Below are 15,439 nucleotides of genomic sequence, written 5' to 3'. Positions count from 1 at the left end.
GACACCAGCATGCTGCAGCACACCGCCCGCCCCCACCGCTCCCCGCGGGTCGAGGCCCTCCTCGCCGAGATGACGCTGGAGGAGAAGCAGGCACAGCTCGTCGGCTTCTGGGTCGACCAGGGCGACGAGGTCGTGGCGCCACTGTCGGGCGAGAAGAAGAGCTCCAGCCGCTACGACGAGGCGAGTGCGCACGGCATCGGTCACCTCACGCGCGTGTACGGCACCCGACCCGTCGACCCCGTCGAGCGGGCGCGCTGGCTCTGGACGGAGCAGGCACGGCTGCAGCGGGAGACCCGCCTCGGCATCCCGGCGATCGTGCACGAGGAGTGCCTGACCGGCCTCGCCGCATGGCAGGCGGCGACGTACCCGACGCCGCTCGCCTGGGGCGCCTCGTTCGACCCGGACCTCGTGGCGGAGGTCGGAGCGGCGATCGGCGAGTCGATGCGCTCCCTCGGCATCCACCAGGGTCTCGCCCCCGTGCTCGACGTGATCCGCGATCCCCGCTGGGGCCGGGTCGACGAGTGCATCGCCGAGGACCCGCTGGTGGTGGGAACGATCGGCACCGCCTACGTCCGCGGTCTGCAATCGGCCGGTGTGCACGCGACGCTCAAGCACTTCATCGGCTACTCCGCGTCGCAGGCCGGGCGCAACCACGCGCCCGTGCACGCCGGGCGCCGCGAGATCGAGGACGTCCTCATGCCGCCCTTCGAGATGGCCCTGCGGGAGGGCGGGGCGCGCAGCGTCATGAACTCGTACGTCGACATCGACGGCACTCCGGTGACCGCCGACGCGCACTACCTCACCGAGGTCCTGCGCGACCGCTGGGGCTTCGACGGCGTCGTCGTGTCGGACTACTTCGCCGTCGACTTCCTGCGCAGCATGCACCGGATGGCCGCCGACGGAGCGGATGCCGCACGGCTCGCGATCAGCGCGGGGATCGACGTCGAGCTCCCATCGCCCGACGCGTTCCTCACCCTCGCGGACCAGGTGCGCGACGGTCGGCTGCCCGAGAGCGTGCTCGACCGCGCGGTGGGCCGGGTGCTCGCGCAGAAGGAGGAGCTCGGGCTGCTGGATGCCGACTTCGGCACGCCTCCCGAGGAGATCGACCTCGACTCCGCGGCGCAGAGAGCGCTCGCCGGCCGGCTGGCCGAGGAGTCGATCGTGCTGCTGAGCAACGACGGCATCCTGCCGCTCGCCGCCTCGACGACGGCGCGGATCGCCGTGATCGGCCCCAACGCCGACAGCTCGGAGGCGCTCATGGGCTGCTACTCGTTCGTGAACCACGTGCTCGCGCATCACCCGGAGGTGCCGTCGGGCATCGAGCTGCCCACGGTGCTCGATGCGGTGCGTGCGGAGTTCGGCCGGGCCGAGGTCACCCACTCGCTCGGATGCGACGTCGAGGGCACCGACCGCTCGCGCATCGACGGGGCTGTGGCGGATGCCGCAGCGGCCGACCTCGCGATCGTCGTCGTCGGCGATCGCGCCGGCCTCTTCGGGCGCGGCACCGTGGGTGAGGGCAACGACGTCGAGTCGCTCGAGCTGCCCGGCGTGCAGCGCGAGCTCGTCGAGGCGGTCGTGGCGACCGGCACTCCGGTGATCCTCGTCGCGATGACCGGCCGGCCCTACGCGTGGGACTGGGCGCTGCCGCCGCGTGACGGCGCCGCCGGGGTGGCGGTCGGCCTGGGAGCGATCAACTCCGCGACGACCGCGCGCTCCGCATCTGCGGACACCGCGGAGACTCCGCGTCCCGCCGCCATGCTGCAGGCGTTCTTCCCCGGCGAGGAGGGCGCTCCCGCGCTCGCCCGCCTGCTCAGCGGTCGGACGGCGCCGTCGGGACGTCTCCCCGTCTCCCTGCCTCGCGCGGCGGGGGCGCAGCCCTACTCGTATCTGCACCCGCTGCTCGGCGGCCTGGCCGACGTGACGAGCGCCGATCCGACGCCCGTGCGCCCGTTCGGGTTCGGCCTGACCTACACGACCTTCGCGCACGACGAGCTCGCGGTCGCCCCCACCACGTCGACGGACGACGTCCTGCGGATCTCGGTGCGCGTGCGCAACATCGGCGAGGTCGACGGGGTCGACGTCGTGCAGCTGTACGTCCACGACGAGGTCGCGAGCGCGACCCGACCGGTCGCCCAGCTCGTGGGCTTCCGGCGGGTCGCACTCGCGGCCGGCGCCGAGGAGACCGTGGACTTCGAGGTGCCCGTGGAACGCCTCGCGTTCACCGCCGCCGACGGCGTGCGCCGCGTCGAACCGGGCCGCTTCCGCCTGTGGGTCGGCGGCGCGTGCGATGACGAGGAGACGGTCGCCGTCGTCGAGATCGGTTAGACCGTCTCGCCGGCGACGTCGCGGACGAAGCCGGTCACGTGCTCCTGCAGCTTGAGGATGCGCATCTCGCGCGCGAGCTCCCGGTCGTACCCCTGGTAGGCGAGCGGGGGCAGCACGCGCACGTTCTTCGAGCAGCCGAACTCCGCGCAGGTGAGGTTCCCGATCGTGTCGCCCTTGCGACCGGCGGGGCCGGCCTTGCGCGCGGTGTAGAGCTGCACGTCGTTGCGGAGCGTGACGTCTTCGCACCACGAGCACTGGGCACGGGCGAGCACACGCTGCTCGGCCCGCTGCAGGACGACACCGGTCACGACGTCGTCGATCCACACCACGACGTACGACCGGCGCGGCAGCTTGGGGTCGGTCCAGCCGAGGTAGTCGAGCCTGTCGAAGTCGATCTCGTCGAATCCGGGCGGCAGGGAGATGTCGGAGATCTCCTTGCGGGTGGCGTTGATGAAGGAGGCGCGCAGGGCGCGCTCGTCGATGGGACGCATGAGTGTGTGAGCTTTCGATGGGGCCGCCAGAGGACGGCGGAAGTCAGAGGTGGATGCCGGCGGGATGCCGGGTACGACGCGACGCCGGTGACGGGATGTTCCGCCTCCGGCTGATCGTCAGCCTCTGCCCGCGGCGCGAGATGCGCCTGCGGCTCCGTTCCGCGCCCGCTCCGGGTGTCCGGGGGCGCTCATCGACAACAGCACCCGGCGAGTATACGCCTGTTTGTTTCGCCTCATGTCGGTACCGGTTCGCGCGGGTGGATGCCGCGCCTACGCTGGCCGGAACGTCATCACCGACCCGTCTCGAAGGAGCCAGCCGTGTCCACGCCGAAGAACCACCTCTCACCCTCGACGGTGCGTGAGCGTTCGGCGTGCATGTGCCACCGCGGCGACGCCTGCTCCTCGCACGCCCCCGGCCACGCGCTGCACCTGATCCAAGCGCGCCTGGCATCGGCGACCCCGTCGGAGTGGGTCGACGCGGTCGTCGAACACGCCGACGCGGTCTCCGGCGACGTCGTGGTGCGCACGCTCGACGGTGCTGCGCATGCGCTCTGGAACGGCGGGGGCGCCGCCCTCGAGGCTGCCGTCGGCACACCGGTGGCGCTGCACGTGCGCTACGGCGTGCTGGCGATCGGCCGAGCGCAGTTCAACGTCGCACTCGGCTGACGCGCGTCAGGCCGGGACCAGCATGTCGCGGACGGCCATGCACGCGTCCATGCACGCCTGGCACGCCTGAGCGCACATGCGGCAGACGTCGCTGTGCGCGGCATGCTCCATGCACTCGTCCATGCAGGTCTGGCACATCGCGATGCACGCGTCGAGCATCGCCATCATCGACGCGGGGGTCATCCCCTGCATCCGCAGCATCGACCGCATCATGGTGTGACACATGTCCGCGCAGTTCATGCATGCCGGCGAACAGTCCATCATCTGGGTCGAGCACACGGTGCAGGCCTGCTCGCAGGCGGAGCACGCGTCCATCGCCGCCTGCAGGACCGACATGTCCATCGCCGCCAGGTCCATGGTCGTCATCTCGGGCGCCGCGGTCATGTTCGCCCGCCAGGCATCCATCATCATCGAGTCCATCGCGCACCTCTTCCATCGTCGGCCTCGGCCGGGTGAGAGAGCGGGCAGGACCACCCGCCTCCGGCCAGGGTAGCCCCGGGCGGCGTCTGCGTCGACGGTCCGATCGGGTTGTCACGCGAGTCGCCGCTTGTCAATCCCGTGGCTCGTTCCGCGGGTGCGTGCGAGGGTGTGATTCCCGTTGATCGGACGATGAAAGGACGCATCATGAGTGCAGACAACGACATCAAGAACAACGCCGAGAAGCTCGGAGGCAAGGTCAAGGAGGGCGTCGGCAAGGTCACCGACAACGAGCGGCTCGAAGCCGAGGGCCAGGCCGATCAGACGAAGGCCTCGGTCAAGCAGGCCGGCGAGAACGTCAAGGACGCCGCGAAGAAGGCCGGCGACAGCCTGCGCGACTCTTAACGAGAATGAGGCCCGCCGAGGCGGGCCTCATTCCGTGACGGGTCAGCGCGTGCGGTTCCCCGAGATGGATCGGATCAACCAGGCGATCACAGCGATTGCCAGGAGTACGAGTCCGACCCACAGCAAGAACTGCAGGGACTGGACGAGTCCTCCGGTGATCGCCAGGATGACGGCGATCACGATGACGATGATCAGAAGGATATTCATCGGTCTTCCCTTCTCTGGGGCGCCGGGCGCGCCCGTCTTCGGAGCCCCCAACGTAGACCTGAAGACCCCCCTCGGCGCAGGGGCTTGACGTAGACCATCCGATCGTGAGTAAGGAGCAGTGACATGCCGGGACGCAGGAACAACTCGCTCAAGGACCCTGAGCTCTACGAGGAGCTCCGGGACGACGGAGCGTCGAAGGAGAAGGCCGCCCGCATCTCGAACGCCGCGGCGAAAGAGGGCCGCAGCACCGTGGGCCGCCGCGGCGGCACGCATGGCGACTACGAGGACTGGACCGTCGACGAGCTGCGCAAGCGCGCGAAGGAGATCGGGCTCACCGGCTACAGCGGCAAGCGCAAGGCCGAGCTGATCTCTGCGCTGCGGAACCACTAGGCGCGGCGGTGGCCCGTTTCGGCATCGAGGAGGAGTTCTTCCTCCTCGACGAGGATTCGCTCGTTCCCCTGGCCATGGACCAGGGACTCCGCGACCGCCTGCTCGGTCCGCGCGCGGGCGGCACGGTGACCCGCGAGTTCCTCACCTCCCAGCTCGAGACCACCTCGGCTCCGCTCGACACCACCGCGGATGCCGTGTCGCAGCTGTTCGGCATGCGCACCGCGATGGCCTCGGAGGCCGCATCGGACCGCGCGATCGTCGCCGCGACCGGAACCCCGTTCGTCTGGTCCGAGGAGACGGTGATCTCGCCCTCGCCGCACTACGACGAGGTCGCGAGCATCCTCGGCGGGCTGACCCGCACGCACGAGGTCAACGGCCTGCACGTGCACGTCGAGGTGCACGGCGAGGAGGAACGCGTGCGCGCGCTCAACCGCATCCGCGCATGGATGCCGGCGCTGCTCGCGATCACGGGCAACTCCCCGTTCGCGCACGGCCGCCCGTCCGGCTTCGCGAGCTGGCGGTCGATCCTCACCCGTCGCCTCCCGACGGGCTGGACGCCGCCGCACTCCCGCGACTACACCGACTACCGCGCGCGCGTTGACGGGCTGCTGGCGCTGCGCGGCATCACCGAGGCGTCGTCGATCGGCTGGACCGCGCGGCTGTCGGAGCGGTATCCCACCGTGGAGGTGCGGGTGTGCGACACGCAGCTAGAGGTCGACGACGCGATGCTGGCAGTGGCCCTGAGCCGCGCGCTCGTCACGACCGACGACTTCGACGACGGCCCCGAGATCGGGCTCGACGCGATCGACGCGTCACTGTGGACCGCCTCCCGTTTCGGCCCCGAGGCGAGAGTGGTCGACCCGACGACCGGTGACGCGGCCCCCGCGTGGGACGTCATCGAGCGGATGCTGTCGCGTGCCGCCACGGCGCTCGCCGCGCAGGGCGACGACGCCTTCGCGAGAGCGCAGCTCGCCCGCGTCCGCGAGCACGGCACGGGCGCGCAGCGTCAGCTGCGTGCTCTCGAGCAGCACGGACTGGCCGGGCTCCGCGATCTCTACCGCGCGACGACCGTCCCCGGGGGTGCCGAGCGGCAGTAGTGTCGCCCTGTGGCATCCTCTCGATTCGCGCCGCTGCAGCGGCTGGTGATCTCCGTCGCCGTGCTGGCGTCGTTCGTGACGTTCCTCGACGGGACCGTCGTGACCGTCGCCCTTCCCGCGATCAGCCGTGAGCTGGGGGGCGGCATCACCACCCAGCAGTGGGTGGTCGACGCGTACCTCATCACGCTCAGCGCCCTGATCCTGCTGGCCGGCTCGCTGTCCGACGCGTATGGACGCGTGCTCGTGATGCGCGTGGGCCTCATCGCCTTCGGCATCGCCTCGGTCGCCGTCGCCGCAGCCCCGGATCCGCTCGTGCTGATCATCGCCCGTGCGGCACAGGGCGCCGCCGGGGCCCTACTCGTGCCGAGCTCGCTCGCTCTCATCACCGCGACCATGCGCTCCGACGTCCAGTCCCGCGCGATCGGCGTGTGGACGGCGTTCACGACCGCCGCACAGCTGGTCGGTCCGCTGCTGGGCGGGCTGTTCGTGGACTTCCTCTCGTGGCGGTTCGTCTTCCTCATCAACGTGCTGCCGATCGGCGTCACGCTGCTCCTGCTCGCGCGCCTGAAGCTGAACGAGAAGCCGAGCGGCGTCCGGGTCGACTGGGTCAGCGGCATCCTCTGCGCGGTCGGTCTCGGCGCCGTGGTCTTCGCCCTGATCGAGCAGCCGAACCTGGGGTGGGGCTCTCCCGCGATCTGGCTGCCCGGCGTGATCGGCGCGGTGCTCTTCGCGCTGTTCCTCATCCGTCAGCAGCGCTCCGCTGCGCCGCTCATGCCGCTGTCGCTGTTCCGCGTCCGCGACTTCGCCTGGGGCAACCTCGCGACGCTCTTCGTCTACGCCGCGCTCTCGCTCAACGGCTTCGTGATCGGCGTCTACCTGCAGCAGGGTGCAGGGCTCAGCGCCACCGCCGCCGGACTCGCCAGCCTGCCGATGACGATCCTCATGATCCTGGTCAGCTCGCGTGCGGGCTCCTGGGCCGGCCGGTTCGGCCCCCGCATCTTCATGACGGTCGGTCCGCTCGTCATGGCGGTCGGCGCGGTGATGCTGCTGCTGGTCGCGGAGAAGTTCGACTACTGGTGGCAGGTGCTCCCCGCCATGATCGTGATGGGCCTCGGCCTGTCGCTCACCGTCGCGCCGCTGACCTCGGCGATCCTCGGGGCGATCGACGAGTCCCGATCTGGCATCGCCTCCGCCGTCAACAACGCGGTCTCGCGGGTCGCCGGCCTGCTCGTCGTCGCGATGCTCACGACGATCATCGGCGGCACTCTCGACCTCGGCGGGTTCCACAACGCCGCCTGGGTGACCGCCGCGCTGCTCGTGCTCGGCGGGGTGGTCTCGTGGATCGGCATCCGCCGCAACCCGGCCGAGGAGGAGCCCGCCGCCGACCCCGCTCCTGCCGCTGACCCCGCTCCCGCCGCTGACCCCACGCAGCGCTGACCCCGATCCAGGCTCGCCGACCCACCCCTTTCTGCGCGACCCACCCCTGAGCGAACCGTCCGCAGCGGGGTGGCTCGGTCATAACGGGGTGGGTCGCGGCCGCAGCATCCGACGTATTCACAGGGGATAGGGTCGAAGGAGATCGCCGCGCTGTACGGTGTGAGTCGTGACTGACGCGAACACCGCTCTTCGTTCCTCGTCCTCCTCGCCGTGGCTCCGGTTCTGGAATCGCGGCGGATGGTGGAAGGCGCTGCTCGTGGCGGCCGTGTACATCGGCCTCTATCTCGGCGCCTCGCAGCTCATCGGCATCCTGTTCGCGGGGCAGTTCGACCTGACCGACCAGTTCGGCTCGGCGTCGACCCTCTCGATCACCCTCCTTCTGCCGGTCGTCGTCGGATCGCTCATCCTGCTGGCGTTCGCCGCCTCCGTGAACTGGCTCCCCGAGCTGTTCGGCCGCCAGCCGGGGCGCGGGCGCGGCTGGATGTGGATCGCCCCGGTCATCGTCGTCCTGGCGGCGGTGCTTCGCGCCGCGGGGACCGACTGGAGCGCCTACTCGATCGGCGTGGTGCTCGTGACCTTCGCCGCCGGCCTCTTCATCGGACTGTCCGAGGAACTGCTCACGCGCGGCCTCGCGGTGAACCTGCTGCGCAAGGGCGGCTACTCCGAGCGCTGGGTCATGGTGCTCTCGTCGCTCATCTTCGCGCTGCTGCACTCCACGAACCTCATCAGCGGCCAGGCGCTGATGACCGTGCTGCTCACGATGGCCTTCACATTCTTCTTCGGCGTCGCGATGTACCTGACGCTCCGGGTGACCGGCAGCCTCATCTGGCCGATCCTGCTGCACGCCATCACCGACCCGACGACGTTCCTCGCGACGGGCGGCATCGACACGGCCGCCGGTGCACCGAATCCGCTGCTCTCGATCGCCGGTATCTCGGTGTACCTGTACGCGATCCTGACGATCGCGGCGCTGTTCCTCGTCAGGGGACACCTCGACCGCCGGGCCGACGACTCCGCTCTGCTGCGGTGAGGCGCCCGGTATCCGCTCTCGTCGCCGCGGCGACCCTCGGCGTCGCGCTCGTCGGATGCGCCGGCGGGCAGGTCGCCGACGGCGAGCCGGCCGCGCCGGCATCCGGCGAGATCGCCCTCCTCCCCGTCGGCGCCGTGCCCGACTATCAGCTCGGCGGCGCCTACGATCCGGCCGGCGGCGTGGGGATCGTGGGGCGCGACCGCACCGCCGAGCCAGCCCACGGCGTGTACTCGATCTGCTACGTGAACGGCTTCCAGACCCAGCCCGGCGAGCTCGCCGACTGGCCCGACGACCTGCTCGTGCTGCGGGACGGAGAGCCCGTCTTCGATCCGGACTGGCCGGACGAGGCGCTCCTCGACACGTCGACCGCCGAGCGCCGCGCGCGGATCGTCGACGAGGTCGGCCCGTGGATCGACGGGTGCGCGGAGTCGGGCTTCGATGCCGTCGAGTTCGACAACCTCGACTCGTACACCCGGTCGGATGACGTCCTGATCCTCGACGACAACCTCGCCCTCGCGACACTGCTGGTCGAGCGGGCCCACGAGGCGGGACTCGCCGCGGGGCAGAAGAACGCGGCGGAGGATGCCGAGGCGCTGCGCGACCGCGCCGGGTTCGACTTCGCGGTGGTCGAGGAATGCGCCGCCTACGAGGAATGCGCCGCCTACACCGCGGTATACGGCGATCAGGTGATCGACATCGAGTACCCCGACGAGCTCCCCCGCCCGTTCGCCGAGATGTGCGCCGACCCCGAATCGCCCGCGTCGATGGTGCTGCGCGACCGCGACCTTCTCCCGGCCGGCACCGACGGGCACGTCTTCGAGACCTGTCGCTGACGCTGGCGTATGCCATCATCAAGCGTTCTGAATTTGTTGGAAGGCTGGCTCTCATGCTCAGACGGAGCGCATCTGTACTCATCGCGATCGGCGTTGCGATCACATTCCTTCTTGTACCAGGAGCTATCGCACAAGCCCAGACGATTCCGCGAGTGGATGTGTCCTCGGGCTGGAGCACTCACGTTCAGAACATCGGAAGCACGTCCTCGACGAAAAGCACAGATCTAGTGAGCGGGTCCCCCGTTCTGAACTTCACCCTGGGTACCACAGGTCGCGGTCTTCGCCTCGAGCGCGTAGAGGCGACCTCGGTGAGAATCACGAGCGACATCCCGAAGATCCTCAGCAGCAAATCCTGCCCCATCTCCCTTCAGGGCCACGTTCAGGGCATCGGATGGCAGAACGTGTCGGCGTCAGCGGGAACAACTGGGAGAAGTCTTCGCCTGGAGGCCGTTCGCATGTGGTCCTCGTGCCCAGAGGTGAAGATCAAGTACTCTGCCCACGTTCAGAGCATCGGCTGGATGGAAACCAAGAGCAGCGGACAGACGGCGGGCACAACCGGCCGAGGACTCGGTATAGAGGCACTGCGGATCTCCGTCGAGCTTCCCGATCTGCGCTACGTGTACGACGCCGTCGTTCGCGGCGATTGCAAGCTCGCGGGGACCTGCTGACCGACACTGCGCCGATTCCCGGGAGGGGAGGCGTCCGAACGTCCGACGGGCACGTCTTCGAGACCTGTCGCATCCGCGGCTAGCCTCGGGGCCGCCGCTCGTCAACAGCGTTGCGACGCCCGGACGGACGTCGGCAGGATGCCAGCATGAGAACGACTCGAATCAGCGCGGCCGCGGCGGCGCTGCTGCTCGCCGCCGGTCTCTCCGGATGCGGGCTCACGATCCCCACCGACCCCGACGGCACCCTCGAGAGCGTGCGCGATGCGGAGCTGCGAGTGGGCTTCTCCCCCGACCCCGGACTGATCACCGACGACAGCGGCGGCCCCGACGGCAGCCTGTCCGAGCTGGTGAGCGGCTTCGCCGAGACGGTCGACGCCGACGTCGACTGGACGGAGGGCTCGGAGGAGACACTGGTCGGGATGCTGGAGCGCGGCGACCTCGACCTCGTCGTCGGCGGCATGACCGACCAGTCGCCGTGGATCGACAGGGCGGGGATGACGCGCGGATATCCCGGCATCGACGGCGCGGACGGCCGATCGATCGTGATGCTCGTGCCGCTCGGCGAGAACGGGTTCCTCAGCGCCCTCGAGACCTACCTCGACGCGGAGGTCGGATCGTGAAGGCGGTCGACCGCATCGGACGCACCGAGCTGCCGGAGGAGCAGCAGAAGGCGCTGCGCAGCGCGATCCGGTGGGAGTGGTTCACGATCGGCTACACCTCGGTGACGATCGCCGTGATCGCGCTGGTCGTCGGCGGATCGCAGGCCATGCGCACGGCCTGGATCGAGGACATGCTCTCGCTCATCCCCCAGTTCGCGTTCCTCATCGCCCTGATCTTCGTACGGCGGCGTCCGACGCTGAAGCACCCCTACGGACTGCATCGCGCGATGGGCGTCGGCCACCTCGTCGCCGGCGTCGCTCTGCTGGCGGTGGGCGTGAACCTCGCGATCGAAGCCGTCACCGGGCTGATCGCCGCGGAGCATCCCACGATCGGCACCGTGGACCTCTGGGGTCACACCGTCTGGCTCGGCTGGTTCATGGTCGCCGTCATGGCCGTGATCATCGTCGGCCCGGTGTTCTTCTACGGTCCGGCGAAGGCGCGGCTCGCGCCGGTGCTGCACAACAAGCTGCTCTACGCGGACGCCGATATGGCCAAGGCGGACTGGCAGACGACCGTCGCCTCGATCGTCGGCGTGCTCGGCGTCGGTGCCGGCCTGTGGTGGCTCGACGGCGCTGCCGCCCTCTTCATCTCGCTCGGCATCGTGTGGGACGGCGTGAAGAACACCAAGACCGCCATCATCGACCTCATGGACCAGCGTGCTCGCACGTTCGACAGCGCCCACCCGCATCCGCTCGCCGGCGACATCCTCTCGACCATGCGGTCGCAGCCGTGGGTCAAGGAGGCGTCCGTGCGGATGCGGGACCAGGGCCAGGTCTTCCACATCGAGGCGTTCGTCGTGCCACGGCGCGCGCGGGTCACGGTCGAGCAGACGACCGACCTCGCGGCTCGCATCTCGGACCTCGACTGGAAGGTGCAGGATGTCGTGATCGCGCCGGTGGCCGAGCTTCCCGACGGGACGGACGTGTCGGGACGCGACTAGATCGACCAGGGATGCCGCTCAGACGCTGGTCTCCTCGGCGTTCCCGTCGGAGTCGTCAGCGGCTGCGTCGGCGGCGTCGGTCGCGGCGGCGTCGGTCGCGGCGGGGTCTCCGACGACCGGGTCGTCGGAGCGCTGCTCGGGGGTCAGCTCATGCGGGACCATGGGCGTCTCGTCGTTCGACGAGCTCTCGGCATCCGGTGTGGGGTTCGTGTCGGACATGGTTTCTCCGTTCGTCGAGTTTCTCACCCGTCTCGTGACGGGTGGCGTTCAGCATCCGCGCTCCGCGCTGATCGCGCTCGCCCCTTGACACCGGGGCGGTGCGGGTCAGTGGAAGGGGCAGCGGCTGCCGGATGCCGTCGCCGACCGCACCAGCGCGCCGGAGCGGGGCTTGGTGGGGAGGCGCCGACGGTTCACGTCGAGGCCCGCACCGAGGACGAGCAGGCGCGGGTCGCTGAGCGTCGCGATCGCGGCGGCGAGGCCGGAGATCGCGAGCTTCTCGCCGGGGCAGCGGTGTCCTGTGGAGACGTCTGCTCCGCCGTGCGGCACGAATGCGGCGAGCGCCTCGTAGTCGTCGCCCACGTCGCGGAAGCGCTCAGGGTCGAAGCGGTCGGAGCGCGTCCAGAACCGGTCGTCGGTGTTCGTGCCGAGCAGGTCGAGCACGACCCGTCCGCCGGCGTCGACGTGCTGGCCGTCGATGTCGATGTCGGCGATCGCCCAGCCGGGCAGCATCGGCACGAAGGGAGCCGTGCGGCGGATCTCCTGCGCGAACATGATCGACAGCGGACCGCCGACCAGCGCGCCGCGCTCGGCCGTCTCGGCCGCGATGCGGTCTCGCCACTCTGGCCGGTCGTGGAGCTCCTTGGCGGCGAAAGCCACGAAGCGCGCGACCGCGATCATGGGTCGCATGCTGTTCTGCAACTCGACACCGGCGATGCGAGCGGGAAGAAGTTCGCCGTCGCGGTCCCGATGATGCGCCCACTCGAAGAGAGCGGTGCCCGGATCGGCGCGCAGGGCGCCCCTGCGCACCGCCTCGATCAACCGGGCCGAGTGCCGGTCGGACCACCAGCGGTTCGCGATCGCCGCGAGGTAGGCCGGCGAGTAGGGCGATCCGAAACCATCGACGATCTGCGCCAGGCGCGCGGCCCAGCGCGTCTTCGCGGCGCCCGAACCGGGGAGCCCAGCCCAGCGCATGATGGCCCGCCCGAAGGCGCCGACCGCCGCGTCGTAGGCGCTGCGGGTGCCGCCGTCGAGCCACGCCTGGCGCTCGGCATCCCATTCCCGTTCTAGTAGAGGCGCCAGCCGCGCCACCTGCTCGTCTTCATACGCGACGTCGACGAACGTGGCCTTGCGGTGACGGTGGTCGTCGCCGTCGAGGCTGTGCACGGAGCCGTGGCCGAACAGCGACTCCTGCACGATGGCCGGCATCGCGCCGTGGCGGGCGATGCGATCGGCGTCGTAGAACAGCTCCACGCCCTCGACGCCGCGCACGAACACCGCGTCGTCGCCGAGCAGGCGCAGGGGCGCCGATCGCGCGCCCGGTCGAACGCGTCGCCAGATGCGGGATCCGAAGCCGTAGCCGTGGGTGAGCAGGGCGGGAGCGTCGTCACGGGCGAGTTCGCCGACGCGGCGGACGGCCCGCACGGGGAGATCGATGAGTGCCATGACTCGAGGCTCGCAGAGGGGTCGGGAGGGTTCCAGGGGGAGGCGCGCGCGACGGCGTTGTGCTAGTCGTGCTGGCGAGCGGTAGGACCCGCGGCCCTGACGCTTCTCCGCGCGCACGTCAAGCCCCTTGGGAGGCGGGGTGGGGCTCGCACACGATGCAGGCACCGCAACCGACCGAGACCGACGAGAGGTGAGGACATGGCGAAGAACGTGCGCACCCTGCGCTGCCGTCCGGAGGACGTGTTCGACGTGCTGAGCGACGGCTGGCTGTACCCCGCATGGGTGGTGGGCGCCTCGCGCATGCGCGACGTCGATGAGACCTGGCCGCAGCCGGGCGCCGAACTGCACCACTCCGTGGGCGTGTGGCCCGCCCTGCTCGACGACTCGACCGTGGTCGAGGAGTGGGATCCGCCCCGCCGCATGGTCATGCGCGCCAAGGGCTGGCCGATCGGCGAGGCCAGGGTGACCCTGCGGGTGCGCTCGTACGACGGTGGATGCATGGTGCGCATCGACGAGGAGCCGGTGAACGGCCCGGCGACTCTGCTGCCGGGTCTCGTGACCGCTCCCCTGCTGCGGTGGCGGAACTCGGAGACGCTGCACCGGCTGGCGTATCTGGCGGAGGGCGGTGCGGGACGAGCGCACTGAGCCGCGCTCGTCCCGCCGGTCCCTCGGTCAGGTCGCGTGGACACTGGGGCCGCCGCGCGGAGCGGCGGCCCCGGATGCTGTCGTCAGGCAGCGTCGGGACGGAGCACGACCTTGATGCAGCCGTCCTCCTTGCGCTGGAAGGTCTCGTACAGGCCAGGCGCATCCTCGAGGGGCGCGCTGTGGGTCGTGAGGTCCATGACGCCGAGAGGGTCGCTCAGGTCCTCGACCAGCGGCATCAGATCGTCGATCCAGCGCTTCACGTTGCACTGCCCCATGCGCAGGCTGAGCTGCTTGTCGAACATCGTCTTCATCGGCATGATGTCGGCGTCTCCGGCGTAGACGCCGCTGAGTGACACCGTGCCGCCGCGGCGCACCGCGTCGATCGACGCGTGCAGGGCGGCGAGGCGATCGATGCCCGCCTTGTCCATCATTTGCTGCGCGAGAGCGTCCGGAAGCAGTCCGACCGCCTTCTGCGCGATGCCCACGCCGGGGTTGCCGTGCGCCTCCATGCCGACGGCGTCGACGACGGCATCCGCTCCTCGACCTTCTGTGAGGTCGCGCAGCTCCGAGACCACGTCGTCGGAGAGATCGAAGGTCTCCACGCCGTGGCGGGCGGCCATCTCACGACGCTCGGCCACGGGGTCGACCGCGAGCACGCGGTAGCCGCGGTGCACGCCGATGCGCGACACGAACTGTCCGACGGGGCCGAGGCCCATGACCGCGAGGGTGCCGCCGTCGGGCACGTTCGCGTACTCGACGCCCTGCCACGCCGTCGGCAGGATGTCGCTGAGGAACAGGTAGCGGTCATCGGGCAGGTCGGAGGCGACCTTGATGTGGTTGTAGTCCGCGAGCGGCACACGGAGGTATTCGGCCTGACCGCCGGGGATCTGACCGTAGAGCTTCGTGTATCCGAACAGCGTCGCGCCGCTGCCGTACTCGCGCACCTGGGTCGTCTCGCACTGCGACTGCAGGCCCTGGACGCAGAAGAAGCACTGCCCGCACGAGATCGTGAAGGGGATCACGACGCGGTCGCCGACCGACAGCGTGGTGACATCGCTGCCGACCTCGACGACGACGCCCATCGGCTCGTGCCCGAGGATGTCGCCGCGGTCGAGGAAGGGTCCGAGGAGTTCGTACAGATGCAGGTCGGACCCGCAGATCGCCGACGAGGTGATGCGCACGATCGCATCGGTCGAGTAGTCGATCGTGGGGTCGGGTACCTCCTCGACCCTCACCTTCCGGGTGCCCTGCCAGGTGAGTGCCTTCATGATGCGTCCTCCTCGTTCACGGTTGCGTGTCGTGTCTGCGGTGCGGTGGACAGCCACTCTCTCGGCGGAGGGTGCGCCACGACAGAGGGTTGACAGCGTTCCTCACCCCATCTCCACGGCACTGCCCCCATCTCGCGCCCCTCGCCCCAGATTCCCCACGTGCCGTCACCCTTTCTCGGCGGGCCCTCATCGAGATCCCTCGCGCGCTCCACCCCTTCTCCACGGCCCTCACCCAGACCCCTCCGCGGCCGCTTCACCCCTCGTCCGCGATATGCCGAGATGCACATCGGGAGTATCG

18 protein-coding genes are annotated in these 15,439 nt (G+C 70.0%); 12 read left to right on the top strand and 6 right to left on the bottom strand.

The genetic code is table 11. From position 1 onward, the window contains the following. The first annotated feature begins 9 nt into the window (after positions 1–9). Entirely contained in the window at positions 10–2,325 is a 2,316-nt protein-coding gene (locus tag AUC47_RS16380; protein ID WP_256999651.1) for a beta-glucosidase family protein, read from the top strand. Here AUC47_RS16380 and AUC47_RS16375 read toward each other — a convergent pair. Continuing rightward, entirely contained in the window at positions 2,322–2,816 is a 495-nt protein-coding gene (locus AUC47_RS16375) for an FBP domain-containing protein (protein WP_096716258.1), read from the bottom strand. The two genes, AUC47_RS16380 and AUC47_RS16375, sit on opposite strands and share 4 nt — an antisense overlap. A 318-nt stretch (positions 2,817–3,134) precedes the next feature. On the opposite strand from AUC47_RS16375, the gene AUC47_RS16370 reads away from it, so the two are divergent. Continuing rightward, positions 3,135–3,482, top strand: a complete 348-nt coding sequence (locus AUC47_RS16370; RefSeq protein WP_096716257.1) for a hypothetical protein — start codon at positions 3,135–3,137, stop codon at positions 3,480–3,482. Positions 3,483–3,488: 6 nt separating this feature from the next. Here AUC47_RS16370 and AUC47_RS16365 read toward each other — a convergent pair whose 3' ends face one another. Further along, positions 3,489–3,866: a hypothetical protein gene (locus AUC47_RS16365; protein ID WP_256999647.1), complete on the bottom strand. Its 378-nt coding sequence runs from the start codon at positions 3,864–3,866 to the stop codon at positions 3,489–3,491. Between the two features lie 240 nt (positions 3,867–4,106). Between AUC47_RS16365 and AUC47_RS16360 the strand changes: the two genes are divergently transcribed. Continuing rightward, positions 4,107–4,304 carry a CsbD family protein gene (locus AUC47_RS16360; RefSeq protein ID WP_096716281.1) on the top strand — a complete coding sequence of 66 codons (198 nt, stop codon included), beginning with the start codon at positions 4,107–4,109 and terminating at the stop codon, positions 4,302–4,304. A gap of 42 nt (positions 4,305–4,346) precedes the next feature. Here the strand turns inward: AUC47_RS16360 and AUC47_RS16835 are convergent, their stop codons facing one another. Then, positions 4,347–4,511 carry a hypothetical protein gene (locus AUC47_RS16835; protein WP_179297663.1) on the bottom strand — a complete coding sequence of 55 codons (165 nt, stop codon included), beginning with the start codon at positions 4,509–4,511 and terminating at the stop codon, positions 4,347–4,349. A gap of 123 nt (positions 4,512–4,634) precedes the next feature. Here AUC47_RS16835 and AUC47_RS16355 point away from each other — a divergent pair, with 123 nt between their 5' ends. The 8 genes from AUC47_RS16355 (at position 4,635) to AUC47_RS16320 (ending at position 11,566) form a co-directional block, all read left to right on the top strand. Beyond that, entirely contained in the window at positions 4,635–4,901 is a 267-nt protein-coding gene (locus tag AUC47_RS16355) for a DUF7218 family protein (RefSeq protein WP_096716255.1), read from the top strand. 8 nt (positions 4,902–4,909) lie between these two features. After that, a complete protein-coding gene (locus AUC47_RS16350; protein WP_143740764.1) occupies positions 4,910–5,998 on the top strand; it encodes a carboxylate-amine ligase in 1,089 nt (362 codons plus the stop codon). A 9-nt stretch (positions 5,999–6,007) separates the two neighbouring features. After that, positions 6,008–7,435, top strand: coding sequence for an MFS transporter (locus tag AUC47_RS16345; RefSeq protein ID WP_256999646.1), 1,428 nt, complete (start codon positions 6,008–6,010; stop codon positions 7,433–7,435). Positions 7,436–7,601: 166 nt separating this feature from the next. Continuing rightward, positions 7,602–8,465 (top strand): CPBP family intramembrane glutamic endopeptidase, encoded by an 864-nt coding sequence (locus AUC47_RS16340; RefSeq protein ID WP_096716253.1) that lies wholly within the window; start codon positions 7,602–7,604, stop codon positions 8,463–8,465. Then, positions 8,462–9,298: an endo alpha-1,4 polygalactosaminidase gene (locus AUC47_RS16335; protein ID WP_096716252.1), complete on the top strand. Its 837-nt coding sequence runs from the start codon at positions 8,462–8,464 to the stop codon at positions 9,296–9,298. The genes AUC47_RS16340 and AUC47_RS16335 overlap by 4 nt, the downstream gene beginning before the upstream one ends. Positions 9,299–9,351: 53 nt before the next feature. Beyond that, complete coding sequence (locus AUC47_RS16330) at positions 9,352–9,966, top strand: Ig domain-containing protein (RefSeq protein ID WP_096716251.1); 615 nt, start codon at positions 9,352–9,354, stop codon at positions 9,964–9,966. 146 nt (positions 9,967–10,112) lie between these two features. Then, a complete protein-coding gene (locus AUC47_RS16325; protein WP_179297662.1) occupies positions 10,113–10,586 on the top strand; it encodes a hypothetical protein in 474 nt (157 codons plus the stop codon). Further along, complete coding sequence (locus AUC47_RS16320) at positions 10,583–11,566, top strand: cation diffusion facilitator family transporter (RefSeq protein WP_256999645.1); 984 nt, start codon at positions 10,583–10,585, stop codon at positions 11,564–11,566. Before AUC47_RS16325 ends, AUC47_RS16320 begins: the two co-directional genes overlap by 4 nt. 18 nt (positions 11,567–11,584) lie before the next feature. On the opposite strand, the gene AUC47_RS16610 is transcribed toward AUC47_RS16320, so the two are convergent. Both AUC47_RS16610 and AUC47_RS16315 read right to left on the bottom strand, forming a co-directional pair. Next, on the bottom strand, positions 11,585–11,785 hold the full coding sequence (locus AUC47_RS16610; protein ID WP_143740762.1) for a hypothetical protein: 201 nt from the start codon (positions 11,783–11,785) through the stop codon (positions 11,585–11,587). 105 nt (positions 11,786–11,890) lie between these two features. Next, the gene (locus AUC47_RS16315; RefSeq protein WP_096716250.1) at positions 11,891–13,228 is read right to left on the bottom strand and encodes a cytochrome P450; all 1,338 of its coding nucleotides are present in this window, start codon (positions 13,226–13,228) and stop codon (positions 11,891–11,893) included. 198 nt (positions 13,229–13,426) lie between these two features. On the opposite strand from AUC47_RS16315, the gene AUC47_RS16310 reads away from it, so the two are divergent. Next, on the top strand, positions 13,427–13,873 hold the full coding sequence (locus AUC47_RS16310; protein WP_096716249.1) for an SRPBCC family protein: 447 nt from the start codon (positions 13,427–13,429) through the stop codon (positions 13,871–13,873). 83 nt (positions 13,874–13,956) lie between these two features. Here the strand turns inward: AUC47_RS16310 and AUC47_RS16305 are convergent, their stop codons facing one another. Beyond that, positions 13,957–15,141, bottom strand: a complete 1,185-nt coding sequence (locus tag AUC47_RS16305; RefSeq protein ID WP_096716248.1) for a zinc-dependent alcohol dehydrogenase — start codon at positions 15,139–15,141, stop codon at positions 13,957–13,959. Positions 15,142–15,439 lie beyond the last annotated feature (298 nt).

Origin of the sequence: Microbacterium sp. SZ1, from assembly GCF_002362255.1 — a bacterium.
Lineage (GTDB): Bacteria > Actinomycetota > Actinomycetes > Actinomycetales > Microbacteriaceae > Microbacterium.
The sequence above is the reverse complement of the archived record's forward strand: the minus strand, read 5'-3'. Positions and strand labels throughout refer to the sequence as shown.

Coding starts and splice junctions, on each gene's coding strand:
- AUC47_RS16380 (WP_256999651.1), top strand. CDS start 10: ATGCTGCAGCACACCGCCCGCCCCCACCGCTCCCCGCGGGTCGAGGCC.
- AUC47_RS16375 (WP_096716258.1), bottom strand. CDS start 2,816: ATGCGTCCCATCGACGAGCGCGCCCTGCGCGCCTCCTTCATCAACGCC.
- AUC47_RS16365 (WP_256999647.1), bottom strand. CDS start 3,866: ATGACCGCGGCGCCCGAGATGACGACCATGGACCTGGCGGCGATGGAC.
- AUC47_RS16360 (WP_096716281.1), top strand. CDS start 4,107: ATGAGTGCAGACAACGACATCAAGAACAACGCCGAGAAGCTCGGAGGC.
- AUC47_RS16835 (WP_179297663.1), bottom strand. CDS start 4,511: ATGAATATCCTTCTGATCATCGTCATCGTGATCGCCGTCATCCTGGCG.
- AUC47_RS16355 (WP_096716255.1), top strand. CDS start 4,635: ATGCCGGGACGCAGGAACAACTCGCTCAAGGACCCTGAGCTCTACGAG.
- AUC47_RS16330 (WP_096716251.1), top strand. CDS start 9,352: ATGCTCAGACGGAGCGCATCTGTACTCATCGCGATCGGCGTTGCGATC.
- AUC47_RS16325 (WP_179297662.1), top strand. CDS start 10,113: ATGAGAACGACTCGAATCAGCGCGGCCGCGGCGGCGCTGCTGCTCGCC.
- AUC47_RS16610 (WP_143740762.1), bottom strand. CDS start 11,785: ATGTCCGACACGAACCCCACACCGGATGCCGAGAGCTCGTCGAACGAC.
- AUC47_RS16315 (WP_096716250.1), bottom strand. CDS start 13,228: ATGGCACTCATCGATCTCCCCGTGCGGGCCGTCCGCCGCGTCGGCGAA.
- AUC47_RS16310 (WP_096716249.1), top strand. CDS start 13,427: ATGGCGAAGAACGTGCGCACCCTGCGCTGCCGTCCGGAGGACGTGTTC.
- AUC47_RS16305 (WP_096716248.1), bottom strand. CDS start 15,141: ATGAAGGCACTCACCTGGCAGGGCACCCGGAAGGTGAGGGTCGAGGAG.